This is a genomic window from Marinimicrobium sp. C6131 (genome assembly GCF_026153455.1).
Lineage (GTDB): Bacteria > Pseudomonadota > Gammaproteobacteria > Pseudomonadales > Cellvibrionaceae > Marinimicrobium.
The window spans coordinates 265,082-280,207 of record NZ_CP110629.1 but is presented as its reverse complement, the minus strand read 5'-3'; the positions used below and the strand labels follow the sequence as shown (position 1 = coordinate 280,207).

The window sequence follows — 15,126 nt, the reverse complement described above, 5'->3', positions numbered from 1 at the left end:
GTGCGCGGCCCCACCGGGGCGCTTTGGTATACGCACGCTCTGTGTTTTAATAGCCCGCTGCTCCAGTGGGCCGGTACGGAGCCCACTGACTTTTGAATCGTGAACGAGTTTTGAATCCTATGCGAGTCCTGCAACTCCTACTGCTCGGCGGCCTGTTGGCGCTGATTACCGCCTGCTCCAATACCGATCGCGAGCCAGAGTATACCAGTGAGGCCGACCTTTACGAGGCCGCGCAGGCGCAAATGCGCCGCAGTCAGTGGGAAACCGCCATCAGCAACCTGCAATCACTGGAAGAGAACTTCCCGTTTGGCACCTATGCCGAGCAGGCCCAGCTGGAGCTGATTTACGCCTACTACCGCTCCGGCGACGCCGATATGGTATCGGCCACGGCCGACCGATTCATCCGTCTTCACCCCCAGCACCGCAATGTGGATTACGCCTATTATATGAAAGGGCTCAGCTCCTTTACCGAGGGTCGTGGCATGTTCGAGCGGGTGCTGCCGACGGACCTCACCCAGCGCGACCCCGGCGCCGCACGGGACTCCCTGGACCACTTCGCCCAGCTCCTCACCCGCTTTCCGGACAGCATCTACGCCTCGGACGCCAAGCGCCGCATGCTGTACCTGCGCAACCGGCTGGCCCGCTATGAAATCCACGTGGCCAACTATTACTTCAAGCGGGGGGCCTATGTGGCCGCCACCAACCGGGGACGCTACGTACTCGAGAACTTTGATACCACACCGGCGGTCCCGGATGCCCTGGCGGTGATGGTACAGGGCTATGACCTGCTGGACATGCCGGAACTCTCAGCCCAGATGCTGGACATCCTCAAGCTGAACTACCCGGACCACCCGGCACTGAACGACGATGGCTCTTTTGATTTCCAGTACAGTTCGGATGAGGGTGATCGCAGCTGGCTGAGCCTGATTACCTTCGGCTTGTTCGACAAGAGTGAGCCACCGGGTTTTGATACCCGGGAGCTTTATAACCCGGAGTATCAGGACGCACCGCAGCCGCCTTCAGGGGTTTGATGGCTGTTTTGGTGTGACCGTGTCGGGTTACGCGCTGGGCGCTAACCCGACCTGCGAGAAAGTCGCCCCCTACCGTATGTATGCCTTCTTACTCGCCCAGTTTCCACCCCGAGGTAATGGGATAACGCCGATCGCGGCCGAAGCCGCGCTGGGTGATGCGCACGCCAATCGGGGCCTGGCGGCGCTTGTATTCATTGATGTCCACCAGACGGACCACCCGCTCGACATCCTCACGCTCAAAGCCCCGGGCAATAATGGCTTCGGCACTGAAGTCCTGCTCCACATACAACGCCAGTATCTGATCCAGCACCTCGTAAGGCGGCAGGCTGTCCTCATCCTTCTGATCCGGCGCCAACTCGGCAGACGGTGGGCGGGTAATGACGGACGGGGGAATCACCTCGCCCTGATCGTTGCGGTGCCTGGCCAGTTCAAACACCAGGGTTTTGGGAACATCTTTGAGCGCATCAAACCCGCCGGCCATATCGCCGTACAGGGTGGAGTAACCGACCGCGAGCTCACTTTTGTTGCCCGTGGTCAGCACCAGGTCGCCCCGCTTGTTGGACCAGGCCATCAGCAGGACGCCTCGACAGCGGGCCTGCAGGTTTTCCTCGGTGGTATCCCGTTTGGCCCCCTCGAAGACGGGATCCAGGGTCGCCATAAAGGCCTCGTACATGGGCTCGATACTCAGTGAGTGGTAACGCACGCCCATTCGGCGGGCCTGTTCGGCGGCGTCGGTCTGACTCAGTTCCGAGGTGTATCGAAACGGCATCATGATGGCCGTTACCCGCTCTGGTCCCAAGGCATCCACGGCGATGGCCAGCGTCAGGGCCGAGTCGATGCCGCCGGACAAGCCCAGCACCACCCCTTTGAAACCATTCTTGCTCACATAATCCCGCGTACCCGTCACCAGCGCCTGATACACGGAGTCCAGGTCCTGCTGCTGGGGAGCCAGCGCCTGATGGGCCATATGGACCGAGCCATCGTGCCAGTTGGTCTGCAACAGCTCCAGCGACTCCTGCCAGGCGGGCAGGCGCCGGCACAGGTCGCCCTGGGCGTTCACCGCCACCGAGCCGCCGTCGAATACCAGCTCGTCCTGGCCGCCCACCTGATTGACGTAAACGATGGGCATACGCCCTTGCCGCGCGCGCTCGGCCAGCAACTGCTCCCGCTCACGCGGCTTGCCTTTGTGGAAGGGCGAGGCATTCAGATTCAGCATCAATTTGGCGCCAGCGTCCCGGGCCTGTTCCACCGGTCCGGGCTGCCAGATGTCCTCACAGATGGTCAGCGCCGTCGGCACGCCCTTGAGGTCAAAGACACAGGCGCTATCACCCGGCACAAAGTAGCGCACCTCATCGAACACCTGGTAATTCGGCAGGCACTGTTTGGCGTACTCGCACACCAACTGCCCACGAGCAACCACGCCGGCCATATTGAACACGCGGCCCGCCACCACCTTGGGGTACCCGAGCACCAGCACAACACCCAGCTCTGCCTGCTTGAGTTGGTCCAGAGCGCGATCAATCCGCAGCGCGAGGCTCGGGCGCAACAGCAAATCCTCAGGCGGATAGCCCGACAGAGTCAGCTCCGGAAAGACGATGACATCCGCCCCCTGGGCCTCCGCCCGACGGGCCTGCTCCAGAATCCGCTCGGCATTGCCGGGGATATCCCCGACCAGCGGGTTGATCTGGGCCATTGCGATACTCAAACTTGACATAAAGGGGCCTGCATCCTGATAAACTGCGGGAAAACGACGCGTATTGTCCGCCAATTGCGGATTCGACGCAAAGCGATAATATCCGACCCCGATCGGTCAGACTCACAGCCAAGGTACCCTGTCCCCCATGCCCGTCAACGACAACCCTGTCATGGCCCGCGCATCCAGCTACAGCAATTACGACCTGCTGAGGGTATACACCTACTATCGCACGCTGCTGGGCAGCCTGCTATTGCTGATGTTTCAGGGCAACATTGCGCCCAATATTCTCGGCAATGACCAGCCGGACGTCTTTCTCTATACCTCGATCATCTACACCAGTATCAACATCATCACCCTGGGCCTGCTCTGGCGGGTGAAATTTCTGCCGTCCAACCAACAGAGTTTTATTCTTCTGGTTCTGGACGTGGCGGCCATTGCGCTGATGATGTACGCCAGTGGCGGTGCCTTGAGCGGCCTGGGCTACCTGCAGTTGGTGGTCGTGGCGGCCGGCGGCATGCTGCTGCCCGCGCAGCTGGCGATTCTGCTGGCGGCCTTGGCCAGCATCGCCGTGGTGGGTGAAAGCATCACCCGGCTGTGGTTGCTGTCGATCGACAACCGCACCCTGTTCTCCGCCGGCACCCTGGGCGCCCTGCTCTTCACTACGGCCCTCACCTTTCAATATCTGGCGCGGAAGATCCGCACCAGCAGCCAGGAGGCGCTGGCCCAGGCTCGGCAGGCGCAACACCTGCAGCGGCTGGCGCAATTGATTGTGGAGCGCATGCGTACCGGTATCGTTGTTCTGGGGGGGAACCAGTCCATTGAATTGATCAACCGCTCGGCCGCCGAGCTGCTGGGCGTGAGCGAGACACCCAGGACGCTCGATGACATTCCCCTGCTCAAAAATCAGTTTGATCAGTGGCAAGCCGACAGTCGCACCTCATCGGTTGTGACCACGGATCAGTCGTCCAACAACGAGCTGAAAATCAACTTCGCGGCGCTGGATCCGAGCACCGCTTCAGAAACTCTGGTCTTTGTCGAAGACAACCGTCTGATTGCCCAGCAGGCTCAGCAACTCAAACTCGCTTCTCTGGGACGACTGACCGCCAGTATCGCCCACGAGGTACGCAACCCCTTGGGCGCCATCAGCCACGCCAGCCAACTGCTCAGCGAATCGGATCAGCTCACCGGCGGCGACCAGCGCCTGCTTCAGATCATCGACAATCACAGCAAGCGGGTGAACCAAATCATCGAGAATGTTCTGCAGCTTTCGCGCCGGCGCAATGCGCGGCCCGAGCAGATCATACTGAACGATTGGCTCCAGCATTTTACGGAAGAGTTCCGCTCCGGCCAGCCCACTCCGTGCACACTGGAGTTATCTCTGGATCGTGCCGACATTGGAGCCAAGTTTGACACGGGCCAGCTCCATCAGGTGCTGACCAACCTGTGTGACAATGGCCTGCGCTACAGTGAGGCCACTACCGGAGAGCGCCGGGTCAGGATTGAGGCGGGCCTCGAAACGCGTAACCAGCAGCCTTTCATCCGAGTCATTGACTGGGGTGAGGGTATTGATGAGGAGCGTCGCAAGCATATTTTCGAGCCGTTTTTTACCACGGAAAGCACCGGCTCGGGCCTCGGACTGTTCATTTGCAAGGAGCTTTGCGAAGCCAATCAGGCTTTAATACACTATGAACGCACGTCCGATGGACTGAGTGCATTTCATATTCAGTTGGCGCACCCGGACCGGGCACTCTAGTGGTCCATGCGGCCGACACAGACAGACTCTCTGACACAGGTTTTCTATGAGCAATCAACGCGTTCTGGTTATTGATGACGAGCCCGATATTCGCGAGCTGCTGAATATCACCCTCGGGCGGATGGGCATTGAGGCCGACTGTGTGGAGAACCTGACGTTGGCCAAGGAGCGTCTGAAGCAATCCCAGTACGCCCTGTGCCTGACAGACATGCGCCTGCCTGACGGGAACGGTCTGGAGCTGGTGGAATTCATTCAGCAGGAATATCCCCGGTTGCCGGTCGCCGTGATTACGGCCCACGGCAGTATCGATGCCGCCATCGAATCCATGAAAGCCGGCGCCTTTGACTTTGTGTCCAAGCCGGTCGATCTCACCGCATTACGCAAGCTGGTCAGCAGCGCCATCCAGTCCAGCCAGCTGCCGCCCATGCCGCTGCCGGCGGAGTGTCCGATCATTGGCCAATCCAAAGCCATTCAGCATCTGATCGCCAGCATTCAGAAGCTGGCCCGTTCCCAGGCACCGGTGTATATCTCGGGAGAATCCGGGGTGGGTAAGGAGCTGGTGGCCCGCTCCATCCATAAACTGGGACCGCGGGCCGACGGTGAGTTCGTGGCGGTCAACTGTGGTGCCATTCCCCGGGAGTTGATGGAGAGCGAGTTTTTCGGTCACAAGAAAGGCAGCTTTACCGGTGCCCACCAAGATAAGGCGGGGCTGTTTCAGGTTGCCGAAGGCGGCACACTGTTCCTGGACGAGGTGGCCGACCTGCCGCTGGATATGCAGGTCAAACTGTTGAGGGCCATCCAGGAAAAAGCCGTGCGCCCGGTAGGAGGCCAAAACGAAATCAGTACGGACGTGCGCATACTCTGCGCCACCCACAAAGCGCTGGATCAGGAAGTGCTGCAGGGCCGGTTTCGTCAGGATCTTTTCTATCGACTGAATGTTATTCAATTGCGGGTGCCACCGCTGCGGGAACGGCGGGAGGATATCGCCATGCTGGCCCGCCACATACTCGAACAACTGGCCCGAGAGGTCAATTTCCCCACGCCACAGCTGAGCCAACCGGCCATGAAACAGCTCTGCGAGTATCATTTCCCGGGGAATGTCCGGGAGCTTGAAAACATTCTGGAACGAGCGTTTACGCTCTGTGAAAGCCAGGTCATCGACCCGGCTGATCTGCACCTCCCGGACAATACCGACCCGATGGGTAACGGCATGGAACCCGCCAATGACGGCGCAGGCAACCATGTCGCCCGCTGCGCGGAGTACCCTTCTCTGGATCATTATCTTCAGGAAGTCGAGAAAGACATCCTGTGCAATGCACTTGAGCAGGCCAAGTGGAATAAAACCCAAGCGGCAAAAAACCTGGGCATCAGCTTCCGGTCACTGCGCTACCGGCTACAGAAACTGGGGCTGGACGACGACTGATTCACTGCCCTAAACCATAAAGGGTTTACCAACAATCCTCAGGGGAGCGCACACCCGCGTGAGTCAAGGTAAGCGTTGGGCAATTAGTGTCATTTGTTTGAGGAGCCCTGATAGGGGTTGCCGTCAGCGTGTAGGTCGTCGCCGTTGACGCCGTCAGCTCCACCTCGTAGTACCCCTCGGAAGATTCGACACCCGCCTCGTAGGTCGAAAATGCGGCGCAGTCATCACTATCGTAACGGCTGTACGTCGTATAGCAACGCTGCAAACGCTGGCTCGCATCGTTGAGCATCGCGATTGCGTCCGACCGGTTGGTGCGCATCACCTGGTTGGTATAGGACGCATAAGCGACACTCGCGATGATGCCAATGATCGCCACCACGATCATTACCTCCAACAAGGTAAACCCTGTATTGTGACCCGACTTCATTATCTCCCCCCCATTTATTAGCGAAGCTGGCGCCAGGACTGGCGGCCGTAAGTCCCCTTCGGAACGTTAGTGTCATCTTCACGCAACGAACCATCCGAGGTACTGCTGATCAGTTTGCCCGTTTCATTATCAACCAGATTGTGGGTCGGGTCACCAAGAATCAACGAGTCATTTAGCTGATTGGGATTTTCGCCATCTTGCGCCAAAATACTTTCGCCCACGTTACGGTTGCCCACAGCTGGCAACTCCATCAACCAGCTCTGGCCGCCAAACTGGCACGGCGTGGCCGACGGAATGATGGTGGGGAAAATGAGCTTATCGTACAGCAACAGAGGCTTGTTGATCACGCGCTCCCCGACCCGGGTACTGAAATCCATAAACCAGCCATCGTCGGCTGTCCAATCGACGCCGGTACCATCGTTCACCACCCGGGTTGTGCCATTGTCTTGGATAAACCGCTGATGCAGGAAACTGGTACGGTCGCCACTGTGCGCTGTGTTAGTATCCGCGATGGCGTAAAAGCTGTGGTGATCCGGATCATTGGCCGTAACGTTGTTGTCATTGATTTCGAAGTACTTACCCGTACCAAAATACACCATGACGGCATTACCCTTTTCGTCGTTTCGGCCCAGGGTCGGCGCGCCAAATATTGGTTGAGGGTTGCCATTTTCATCTCTGGCCTGGAACATGGCTCCACCATAGACTCGGCCCCAGCCGTTCCGGTTGTTACTGCCACTGAGGTCGAACTTCCATAGATTCCCCTGAAGGTCCCCGGCATATGCCGCTTGTACCTGACCGTAAGCATTCCCCAGAAGCGCCACACCCGACAAGCCTCGTCCGGCACCAGCATCAAGTACAGTCGGGCTGTCGGGATTATCAAAATCGACGACAAAAAGCTGCGATGAATTACTGTCACTGCCATACCCGTTACCAAATACCGCAGCCCACTTTCCATCCGCCATTTTGACAATCAATGGCGCCCCCATCACATGACCAAGACCAGGAACGTCATCGCCATTGAGCTCAAAAATGACCTGCGGATTATTCCGATTTGTTACATCCAGAGCAAACACTCCTTTGCCACCACCGCCGAGCGTACCCACCACGACACTGCGCCAGCGGTCATTAAAGTAGGCATCACCAACTGCCAGCGGCCCGTCGACTGTGTACTTATGGGGGTTATCCTGACTACCGTAATTAGGCTTTGAAATATTTGCGAGTTTATCGTAGACACCACCGGGGACGTAAGCAAACAGCTCTCGCAGCACATCATTTTCCACATCGAAGGCGTGTAGCATACCGTCGTTTGCGCCAACAAATAGGGTGTGGGGTTGCTCTCGCTTATCGTCGCGCAAGTAGGCCGCGTAACGACTACCCTCCGTGCCACCTAACAACCTATAACCACGATCCCGCTCACCCAGATACACCGGGCTTGAATTGACGATATCTCCCAACGCACGGCCGCGCGGGCGCTGGCGCAGCCCTCCCGTTGCAGTTTCATTGGCGTTACTGCCCCACAGCCAGCGCAGGCGATCCTCACCTCGGCCATCTTCGCCGTTTAGCAGCGCTTGCTGACCTGCCGAGAGGCTGCTCCACTGGAAATTGATCTGATCACCCGCTTCATTGACTGAAATGATCCGTCTGGGCGGCAGCGCCTCAGAGGTTCTCATCGTGGCGTCGGTCGAGTAAGCGGATGTGTCACTGATGGAGTTATCACTACCCACCTCGAATGCCAAGAGCTCACCGGACCAGTCTTCGCTGTTAAATCGGGCCTGGAAAACAAAGGATCCCTCAGTCAGGTTGGTCGAGTTGGTCGCCACCGAGGCCGCCGAACCAATTCTCGCCTCGACCTGACCAAACAGTCGACGCAGACCATCTTCGAGTTCCTTGGGATCGGTTGCGAAATAATAAGATTCAACATCACCGTCTTTGACATCTTCCACCTTGACGTCTTCCGCAAAGCCGCCCCATTTTGCAGCGTAGTATAGCGGTGGCTGCAGCAGCTCGGCGGACGAGCCAATTTCATAACTCTGGGTGCGGGCCTGTGCGTCCGCGCTCGAGTAATTACAAGGGCCGGCGGTACCACCAAACCCGCTGCCTACCCGGCAGGAACAGCGCGTACCGTCGGTATTACCGCAGCCGTCAAACAGGTCCGGATAGGCCGAAGTATAGCGGAACCCGTTGACCCCTGAGTGCACATGGAAGCCGTCGGCCTCAGTTCCACCGATGACGTACCCGAAGCCCATGGGGTCACCGGTGGATTGGGCAATCACCTGAGTGGTTACATCGACTTTATCGGCGGTGACGGCGTACTCAATAATGCCCCACATATCCTGGTCAAAGTCACCCCCCTGCTCACTGTCTTCCCAGTTGACATAGAGCTTACCGGTACGCGTCTCATTGCCATCCTCATCACGTTCCACATCCTGCTCCACCACTTTAAAGTCCACCAGCGCGCAGTTGGCAGGACTATTCAGCGTTGAATTGGTGTTGCGGCAAGCAGGCAACAGGGTAATCCGCTCTGTAGTAGATCCGGGTACCGGAATGGACACCTGCGGAATGGCCGGGGCCAGCGTCACGCCGTAAGTCAGCACCTCCTGAGAGGACGCCTCGGTCACACCTTTCAGTGAAATACCTTCCGTTCTCGCGTGGTAGGCGAGACCCGCAATTTTATAAGACCCGTCAAGTCGCGGTGCGTCAGGACAGGTACCGCGCACATCCGCCAGGCCATTCACCCGCTTGGGCGTACATAGCTGGTCGGCATTGGCACCCTCTGCCCCGCTAATCGCACCGACGAAATAATCCTTACCATGCAGGTCTTCTGCACTGCCGACCGAGTTAGTCGCGGCATTGATGCTGGTCAAGCCAATGTCGGAGGCGACACCATCTGCCAGATCACCGTCGTAAGAGCTAGTGGAGGCATTGAACTGAATGACGTTCAGCGGCGCACAATAATTGTCGTTAGTGACCGGTGCCACCCAGTCCGCAGTATTGAGTCCGGTAATATACGATGAATCGTCTGCATCGTAGTCGCTCTGGGCATCGAAGCCCCCCAGATAACGCAGTGATTCCAGATAGATCTCCGACTGTGGATTACCCCAGTTGGAGCAGTGCCCGTCGGAAAATGCGCTTCGCGACCATAGACAACCGTCACTGCCACTGTTATCAAAACCGTGGCTGCCGCGGTGGTAGGTGCCGTCATCAAACCGGTAGCCATAGATTCTCAGGCGATCCAGGGTGCTAATAATTCCATTGTAGGTGTTGATGCCCTCCCCCTCTGGACGAACGAAGGTCCCATCGTCATTAATCTCCTGACTCAGATCGCCGACGTTTTTACGCAACACCCCCCCCGATTTATTTTTGGCATAAGAGCCGGTCATCAGGCCGTACAGTATTCGACCGTCTTCACCAAACTCCTGCAATAATCCGGATGGCTTCAGGTTTTCCTCGCCACCGTCCGCCGTGTAGGCCCGGCAATTTTCATTGTTCCGGGGACCCACCAGGCTCGCGTCACAGACTCTGACCCTGACATTGAAGTCCCGCCCACCCAGACGCCGCGTCGTACGGCCCGGACTGCTTGAGTAAGCGTTGATCCCGCTCAGTGTCGAGTTGTTATCGTTGCTGCCCTGCCCCCAGCGACACTGCCACCGTTCATTGCTCGCCCAGAGGGAGAAGTTGCCACGAGCGACTCGCATAATCGGGGGCGCATCGACATTCTGGGACAGTTGATTACGATTGGAGGGCTCGGTGGTATTACAGATGGTAATACCCGAGTCAGGCGAGGTCCCACCCACCGACACCGCTCCCCCGGCCGCATCGAGCGCACCTCCGAATGGCGTCAAGCGTCCGAGGTCAGATTTGTTGTAGTACTTGGCAAAGGAGTGTGCATCTTGAGGCAGAAAGGCCCTTTCAAGCACAGTGGTGTCAGCGGTGTCGGTGGAACGCAAGCCACCGTACAGAATCTTGCGTACCGCATCCATACGGGTCATGGAGGCCCAGTTCAGAAAGTTGCCGCTCCACTCGTTGGAGACTCCGGCGTTACAGTAGCCATCACTGTCGACCATTCGAGAGGGATCATAACGGTTCTGAGTTGTATTGTAGGTATAGCATTTATCGCTATCAAAATACCCATAGTAAGGGTTATCTTCCGGATCATGAACGTAGGTGTTATCGACATTACCGTCACCCGTCCTATCGGAATAATCATCGTAGGCTTTGAAAAAAAGCTGATGATCATTCGACATATTCAACATGACGATTGGCCGCACCGGCTGCTGTAGAAACAGCGGGTCATTGGCGATATTGACTGCGGCCACGGAATGCGAGATGGCAACCGCCAAAAAGCCAGCCAACAACGACCAATACCCTTTCGTCTGAAAACTGTTCATGTTCATCTTTATATCCCCGGCTCAACATGGGTTAAGCTCAAAAAACCTTAATTACTGCGCTCTGTACGTTGACTGCACGACAGCGTCTGAGGTCCCGGATGCACTTTGGCCCCGAGCGGTAACCCGATAGAATTCATCCTCAACCGAATCAAGACATTCAATATCAATACAACTTCCGGATTGTGTCGCCGTATCCAGTGCCAACACCGTAACTCTCTCCACCAGGTAGCGGGGGCTATCCTGAACTGAATCATCCAGCTCCAAATCCGCCTCAATGGCGCGTTGATCCCACTCATCGTCCCCCCAGGCGCGCATCGGCGAGTCAAATGCGTTATTCGCCGGAATTCCGAGGTCTCGATAGAAGCCCGCAATGCCGCCATCGAAATCCGACGCATCCCATTCTGTATTTTCCACCCGGCTCTCACCGACACGAAGGCCGGCTTCCGCCACTTGAAAAGCAACATTGCGCTCACGCATATTCCCCGCCATCGTTTCCTGAAGACCGCTGCCCCGAATGGCGGCAAGCCCGACAATGGTCATTAGCAGCAGCATGATCAGACCGACAATCAATACGGCGCCCCGCTGGTTGGAAGCCGGTGTGGCACCCGTCTGCATCACTTCGTTCAATACCATACTGTTCACCTCAATCCAGGCGCCCGCGGACACCCACCGTACTGGTAAAAACCTGCCGCATCCGGCGATCCGCCACCAGATCCGCGCTCAAAGCTTCACCCGCAAACTGAATCACCTGCGGTTCAGGCAGCACATTATTGTCCAGTCCGGTTGCCAGAAGATGCGCCCGTACCGCGATCACATTGGCCCAGTCGTCTGCCACCATATCCTCCCGCCATTCGTACCGATCGAGTGTCCCAGAGCCGTCACTGACGCCAAATTGCAGCCGCATCCGCTCCACGCCCTCAATCAACTCGACAGCATCGCGTTCCCCCACTTTTTTCCAGAGACTGCGCACCTGCGCTCCTCCCCCCTGAAACGCACTGGGCGCGATAAAATACACAATGGTGTTGAACGCCATGATTTCCGACCCGACACCGAACTGCTGGCCACCGAGCTGGGAATCAATGTTGGTCGGTGTAGAGCCACCGTTGCTGTGCACGACGAGCCCTTCCGCACCTCCGCCCGACGAGTCCTGTACATTGACCGCGCGAAAAATTCTCCCTTTAGAGCAATCCGAGATGATGGCAATGTTGTCGTCACACAGCTGCCCATCAAACAAGCAGCTATTGACCGGCTCCTCATCAATCCGGAAGTTGGCATTGCTACCGGCATTGTGCTGCTGAACCAGATGTACACTGGCATCGGAAGCCCGCCGGATGACCAGAATGTCCGTGTCATCCGCCACGTTATTGACTCCAGGCAACACCGTGTCGGATGCGTACCCTACGACCATCTGTGAAAAGTCATACAGAAAGTTACCCGAGGCCTCCAGGCCATTGGTCAGGTTGGGGTTGCGGGAAGAACACCCCATATAGCCCGCCATGCGGATATCCTCGGCCAGGAAATCCATGGCCATACGGCCGCTTTCCTGGATACTGGAGATCCCTTGCTGCGTGCTGTAAGTCATCCGGCTGGTCAGAAACATTTGCATCACACCGGTCATCAACACGATGCCCAGAGTCAGCGAAATCATCAATTCAATTAAAGACAGACCTTTCTGGCTACGCATATTCATTTCGCTCGAACCCGGGTCGAATAGGTAAAAGTGGTGGTCTCTTGAGCCGCGTCTTCATCGATCTCTGCCGCCAGCCGGTCGTCATCGATCCAACGAATGGTCACGGTACACACCCAAGTGGCGTCCTCGCAGTCAATACCGCCCTCGCCACCGGGCAGAGTACCGGCGACGGCGTTCAACCAGTCACTGATATCCGCATTGGTCACATCACCCCCGCCAGGCGCATCGTCGCCCAAATCGTGGGAGTAGGCTTCAAATTCGTCACTGTTGATACGCACCCGGTCCAATATGTCGTAGGCCAAAAGATTGGCCTGCGAGCGCAGATAAGCGCTGTGATTAAACTGCAATGACCGGTTCTGCAGCGCGCCCATCGCGAGCAGAGAGGTAGCCAGAATCAACACTGTTACCAGCACTTCGATCAGTCCGGCACCGCGCTGGCGTGACATCGCCTGTTGCACTATTCTATTTGCCATCGGTTAACACTCCACCCGCACAGCTCGCACCGCGCCCGACACAGCCACTCTGATCGACCGCGCCGAATCCCCCGTGCAGCTTTCGTGTTTCGCCGTCGCCAGCACAGGATTGACGCTGTTCCGGGGTAGCCCCCCCTGGCGAGTGAATCGGACGAAACTCACCGCGTTATTGCGGGTGACAGTCAGTTCCATCTCATCGCCGAAAGCATCCCACACCCTCAGAATATCGGTATCCACATCATCAATATCGACACTGTTATCGTTCTCTGCGGCGCTGTCGACCGCCACCAGCCAGCCATTACCCCAATCGTTGCCGCACCCGGTTTGCGTTTCATTCGCCGCGCACAGCGATACGTTACGGCCCCGCTTGACCGCCTCACTACGAACAAAGTTGAGCGCCGTCACGAATTCATCCCCAAAGGTCAATGACCGGTTGTCCCGAACCTGACTGGTAAAGCTCGGGATAGCGATGGTCAGCACAATGGCCAGCACGGCCAGCGTGACCATCAACTCGATTAACGTGAACCCTTTCACATTTTCAGGATGTGTTCGATTCATAAGTCTGCGAACCTTTGTTAGCCGGCGGCTGCTTATAACGATTTTGTCCTAACGCCCACTGGACGGACGCAAAGTCGGACTTTATAGTATCCACGCTACCACAGGCCACGGCTCTAGACGGCCGACACGCGACATGTGGTCAACAAGGATGTATGAACGGTTCCCTGGTGGGAGCCGATGGTTTTCATGGAGGAAAAGTATGCCACAGCGCGGATTCACCCTTTTGGAACTGCTTATCACTCTGGTGATTCTGTCCCTGCTACTCTCGATTGGCCTGCCCTCTTTCCAGCGCCAGATCGACCAGTCCCGGGCACACACTGCAACCCAGTCTTTGATGAGCGCCCTTCAGGCCACCCGGCATCGTGCTATTGCCCGCAACGGACGAGCCACACTCAGGGCCCAGGGGGGCTGGGAGAACGGCTGGGAGCTGTTTGACGATCTGAACCACAACGGCGTCCGGGATGAGGGTGAGCCCCTCATCCTCAGCCACTCACTGGACGGCAGGGTTGTACGGATTGAGGGAAATCAGCCAGTGAGTTCCTACGTGTCCTACGTTGGCAGCGGGCAAAGCCGACATGCCTCGGGGACACCCAGAGGCGGCTTTCAGGCCGGCACCATCACCATCTGTACATCAGATGGCGCCGAGGGCTATAAACTGGTGTTGGCCAGAATGGGGCGGGTTCGTCGAGAGCCGATTGGTGCAGACAGTTGCACGAGCTCTGACTAACGTAATTCCCGGGGCAGGCTGAAACTGATGGTTTCAGGCGTCCCCGCGGCCTCTTCGGCCGTCAACGCGCCCCAGCCGCGCAGCCTCTGTACCACCTGCTCCACCAGCACTTCCGGTGCAGAGGCCCCAGCAGTGATACCGATGCTCTCTTTGCCCTCCAGCCACTCGCGGCGAATGCACTCGGGGCCGTCCACCAGGTATGCCTCGGTGCCACAGCGCTCGGCCAGCTCGCGCAGACGGTTGGAGTTGGAGCTGTTGTGGGATCCGACCACCAGCACAAGATCGCACTCCAGCGCCAATTGGCGCACGGCATCCTGACGGTTGGTGGTGGCGTAGCAAATATCGTCTTTGCGCGGCCCCAGGATATTGGGGTATTTGGTCCGCAGGGCGTCGATCACCTTGGCGGTATCGTCCATGGACAGGGTAGTCTGGGTGACGTAGGCCAGATGGTCGGGGTTTTTGACCTCCAACGCCGCCACATCGTCTTCATCTTCGACCAGATAGATGGCACCGCCATTGCTGGCGTCGTACTGACCCATGGTGCCCTCCACTTCCGGATGACCCTCGTGGCCGATGAGCACGCACTCGCGGCCTTCCCGACTGTAGCGGACCACCTCCACATGCACCTTGGTCACCAGCGGACAGGTGGCATCGAACACCTGCAGGCCGCGATCGCGGGCTTCCTGCTGCACGGCGCGGGAGACACCGTGGGCGCTGAAAATCACGATCACATCGTCCGGCACGTGCTCCAGTTCCTCCACAAACACCGCACCGCGCTCGCGCAGGGTGTCGACCACAAATTTGTTGTGGACCACCTCGTGGCGAACGTAAATGGGGGCGCCAAAGACATCCAGGGCACGATTGACAATATCAATTGCCCGGTCGACACCGGCACAGAAGCCACGGGGGTTGGCGAGTTTGATTTGCATAGTGTCAGACAACCTGAGAGGTTCCGGCGGG

General features: G+C 57.7%; 12 protein-coding genes. 4 read left to right on the top strand and 8 right to left on the bottom strand.

The genetic code is table 11. From position 1 onward, the window contains the following. Positions 1–119: 119 nt before the first annotated feature. Positions 120–1,031, top strand: coding sequence for an outer membrane protein assembly factor BamD (locus OOT55_RS01195; RefSeq protein WP_265367347.1), 912 nt, complete (start codon positions 120–122; stop codon positions 1,029–1,031). Between the two features lie 88 nt (positions 1,032–1,119). Here the strand turns inward: OOT55_RS01195 and OOT55_RS01190 are convergent, their stop codons facing one another. After that, a complete protein-coding gene (locus OOT55_RS01190; protein ID WP_265367346.1) occupies positions 1,120–2,745 on the bottom strand; it encodes an NAD+ synthase in 1,626 nt (541 codons plus the stop codon). Between the two features lie 127 nt (positions 2,746–2,872). On the opposite strand from OOT55_RS01190, the gene OOT55_RS01185 reads away from it, so the two are divergent. Further along, on the top strand, positions 2,873–4,480 hold the full coding sequence (locus OOT55_RS01185) for a sensor histidine kinase (RefSeq protein ID WP_265367345.1): 1,608 nt from the start codon (positions 2,873–2,875) through the stop codon (positions 4,478–4,480). Positions 4,481–4,526: 46 nt separating this feature from the next. Further along, positions 4,527–5,903, top strand: coding sequence for a sigma-54-dependent transcriptional regulator (locus tag OOT55_RS01180; RefSeq protein ID WP_265367344.1), 1,377 nt, complete (start codon positions 4,527–4,529; stop codon positions 5,901–5,903). 25 nt (positions 5,904–5,928) lie between these two features. On the opposite strand, the gene OOT55_RS01175 is transcribed toward OOT55_RS01180, so the two are convergent. The 6 genes from OOT55_RS01175 to OOT55_RS01150 are packed head-to-tail and all read right to left on the bottom strand — an operon-like array spanning position 5,929 to position 13,439. Beyond that, a complete protein-coding gene (locus OOT55_RS01175) occupies positions 5,929–6,330 on the bottom strand; it encodes a type IV pilin protein (protein WP_265367343.1) in 402 nt (133 codons plus the stop codon). Positions 6,331–6,347: 17 nt separating this feature from the next. Then, positions 6,348–10,724 carry a pilus assembly protein gene (locus tag OOT55_RS01170; RefSeq protein WP_265367342.1) on the bottom strand — a complete coding sequence of 1,459 codons (4,377 nt, stop codon included), beginning with the start codon at positions 10,722–10,724 and terminating at the stop codon, positions 6,348–6,350. Between the two features lie 45 nt (positions 10,725–10,769). After that, a complete protein-coding gene (locus OOT55_RS01165; protein WP_265367341.1) occupies positions 10,770–11,351 on the bottom strand; it encodes a pilus assembly PilX family protein in 582 nt (193 codons plus the stop codon). Positions 11,352–11,361: 10 nt separating this feature from the next. Then, positions 11,362–12,402, bottom strand: a complete 1,041-nt coding sequence (locus OOT55_RS01160; RefSeq protein WP_265367340.1) for a PilW family protein — start codon at positions 12,400–12,402, stop codon at positions 11,362–11,364. A gap of 2 nt (positions 12,403–12,404) precedes the next feature. Then, a complete protein-coding gene (gene pilV / locus OOT55_RS01155) occupies positions 12,405–12,881 on the bottom strand; it encodes a type IV pilus modification protein PilV (RefSeq protein WP_265367339.1) in 477 nt (158 codons plus the stop codon). A 3-nt stretch (positions 12,882–12,884) separates the two neighbouring features. After that, entirely contained in the window at positions 12,885–13,439 is a 555-nt protein-coding gene (locus tag OOT55_RS01150; RefSeq protein WP_265367338.1) for a GspH/FimT family pseudopilin, read from the bottom strand. Positions 13,440–13,638: 199 nt separating this feature from the next. Between OOT55_RS01150 and OOT55_RS01145 the strand changes: the two genes are divergently transcribed. Next, positions 13,639–14,166 (top strand): GspH/FimT family pseudopilin, encoded by a 528-nt coding sequence (locus OOT55_RS01145; RefSeq protein ID WP_265367337.1) that lies wholly within the window; start codon positions 13,639–13,641, stop codon positions 14,164–14,166. Here the strand turns inward: OOT55_RS01145 and ispH are convergent. Next, on the bottom strand, positions 14,163–15,095 hold the full coding sequence (gene ispH, locus OOT55_RS01140) for a 4-hydroxy-3-methylbut-2-enyl diphosphate reductase (RefSeq protein ID WP_265367336.1): 933 nt from the start codon (positions 15,093–15,095) through the stop codon (positions 14,163–14,165). The genes OOT55_RS01145 and ispH overlap by 4 nt on opposite strands. Between the last annotated feature and the right edge of the window lie 31 nt (positions 15,096–15,126).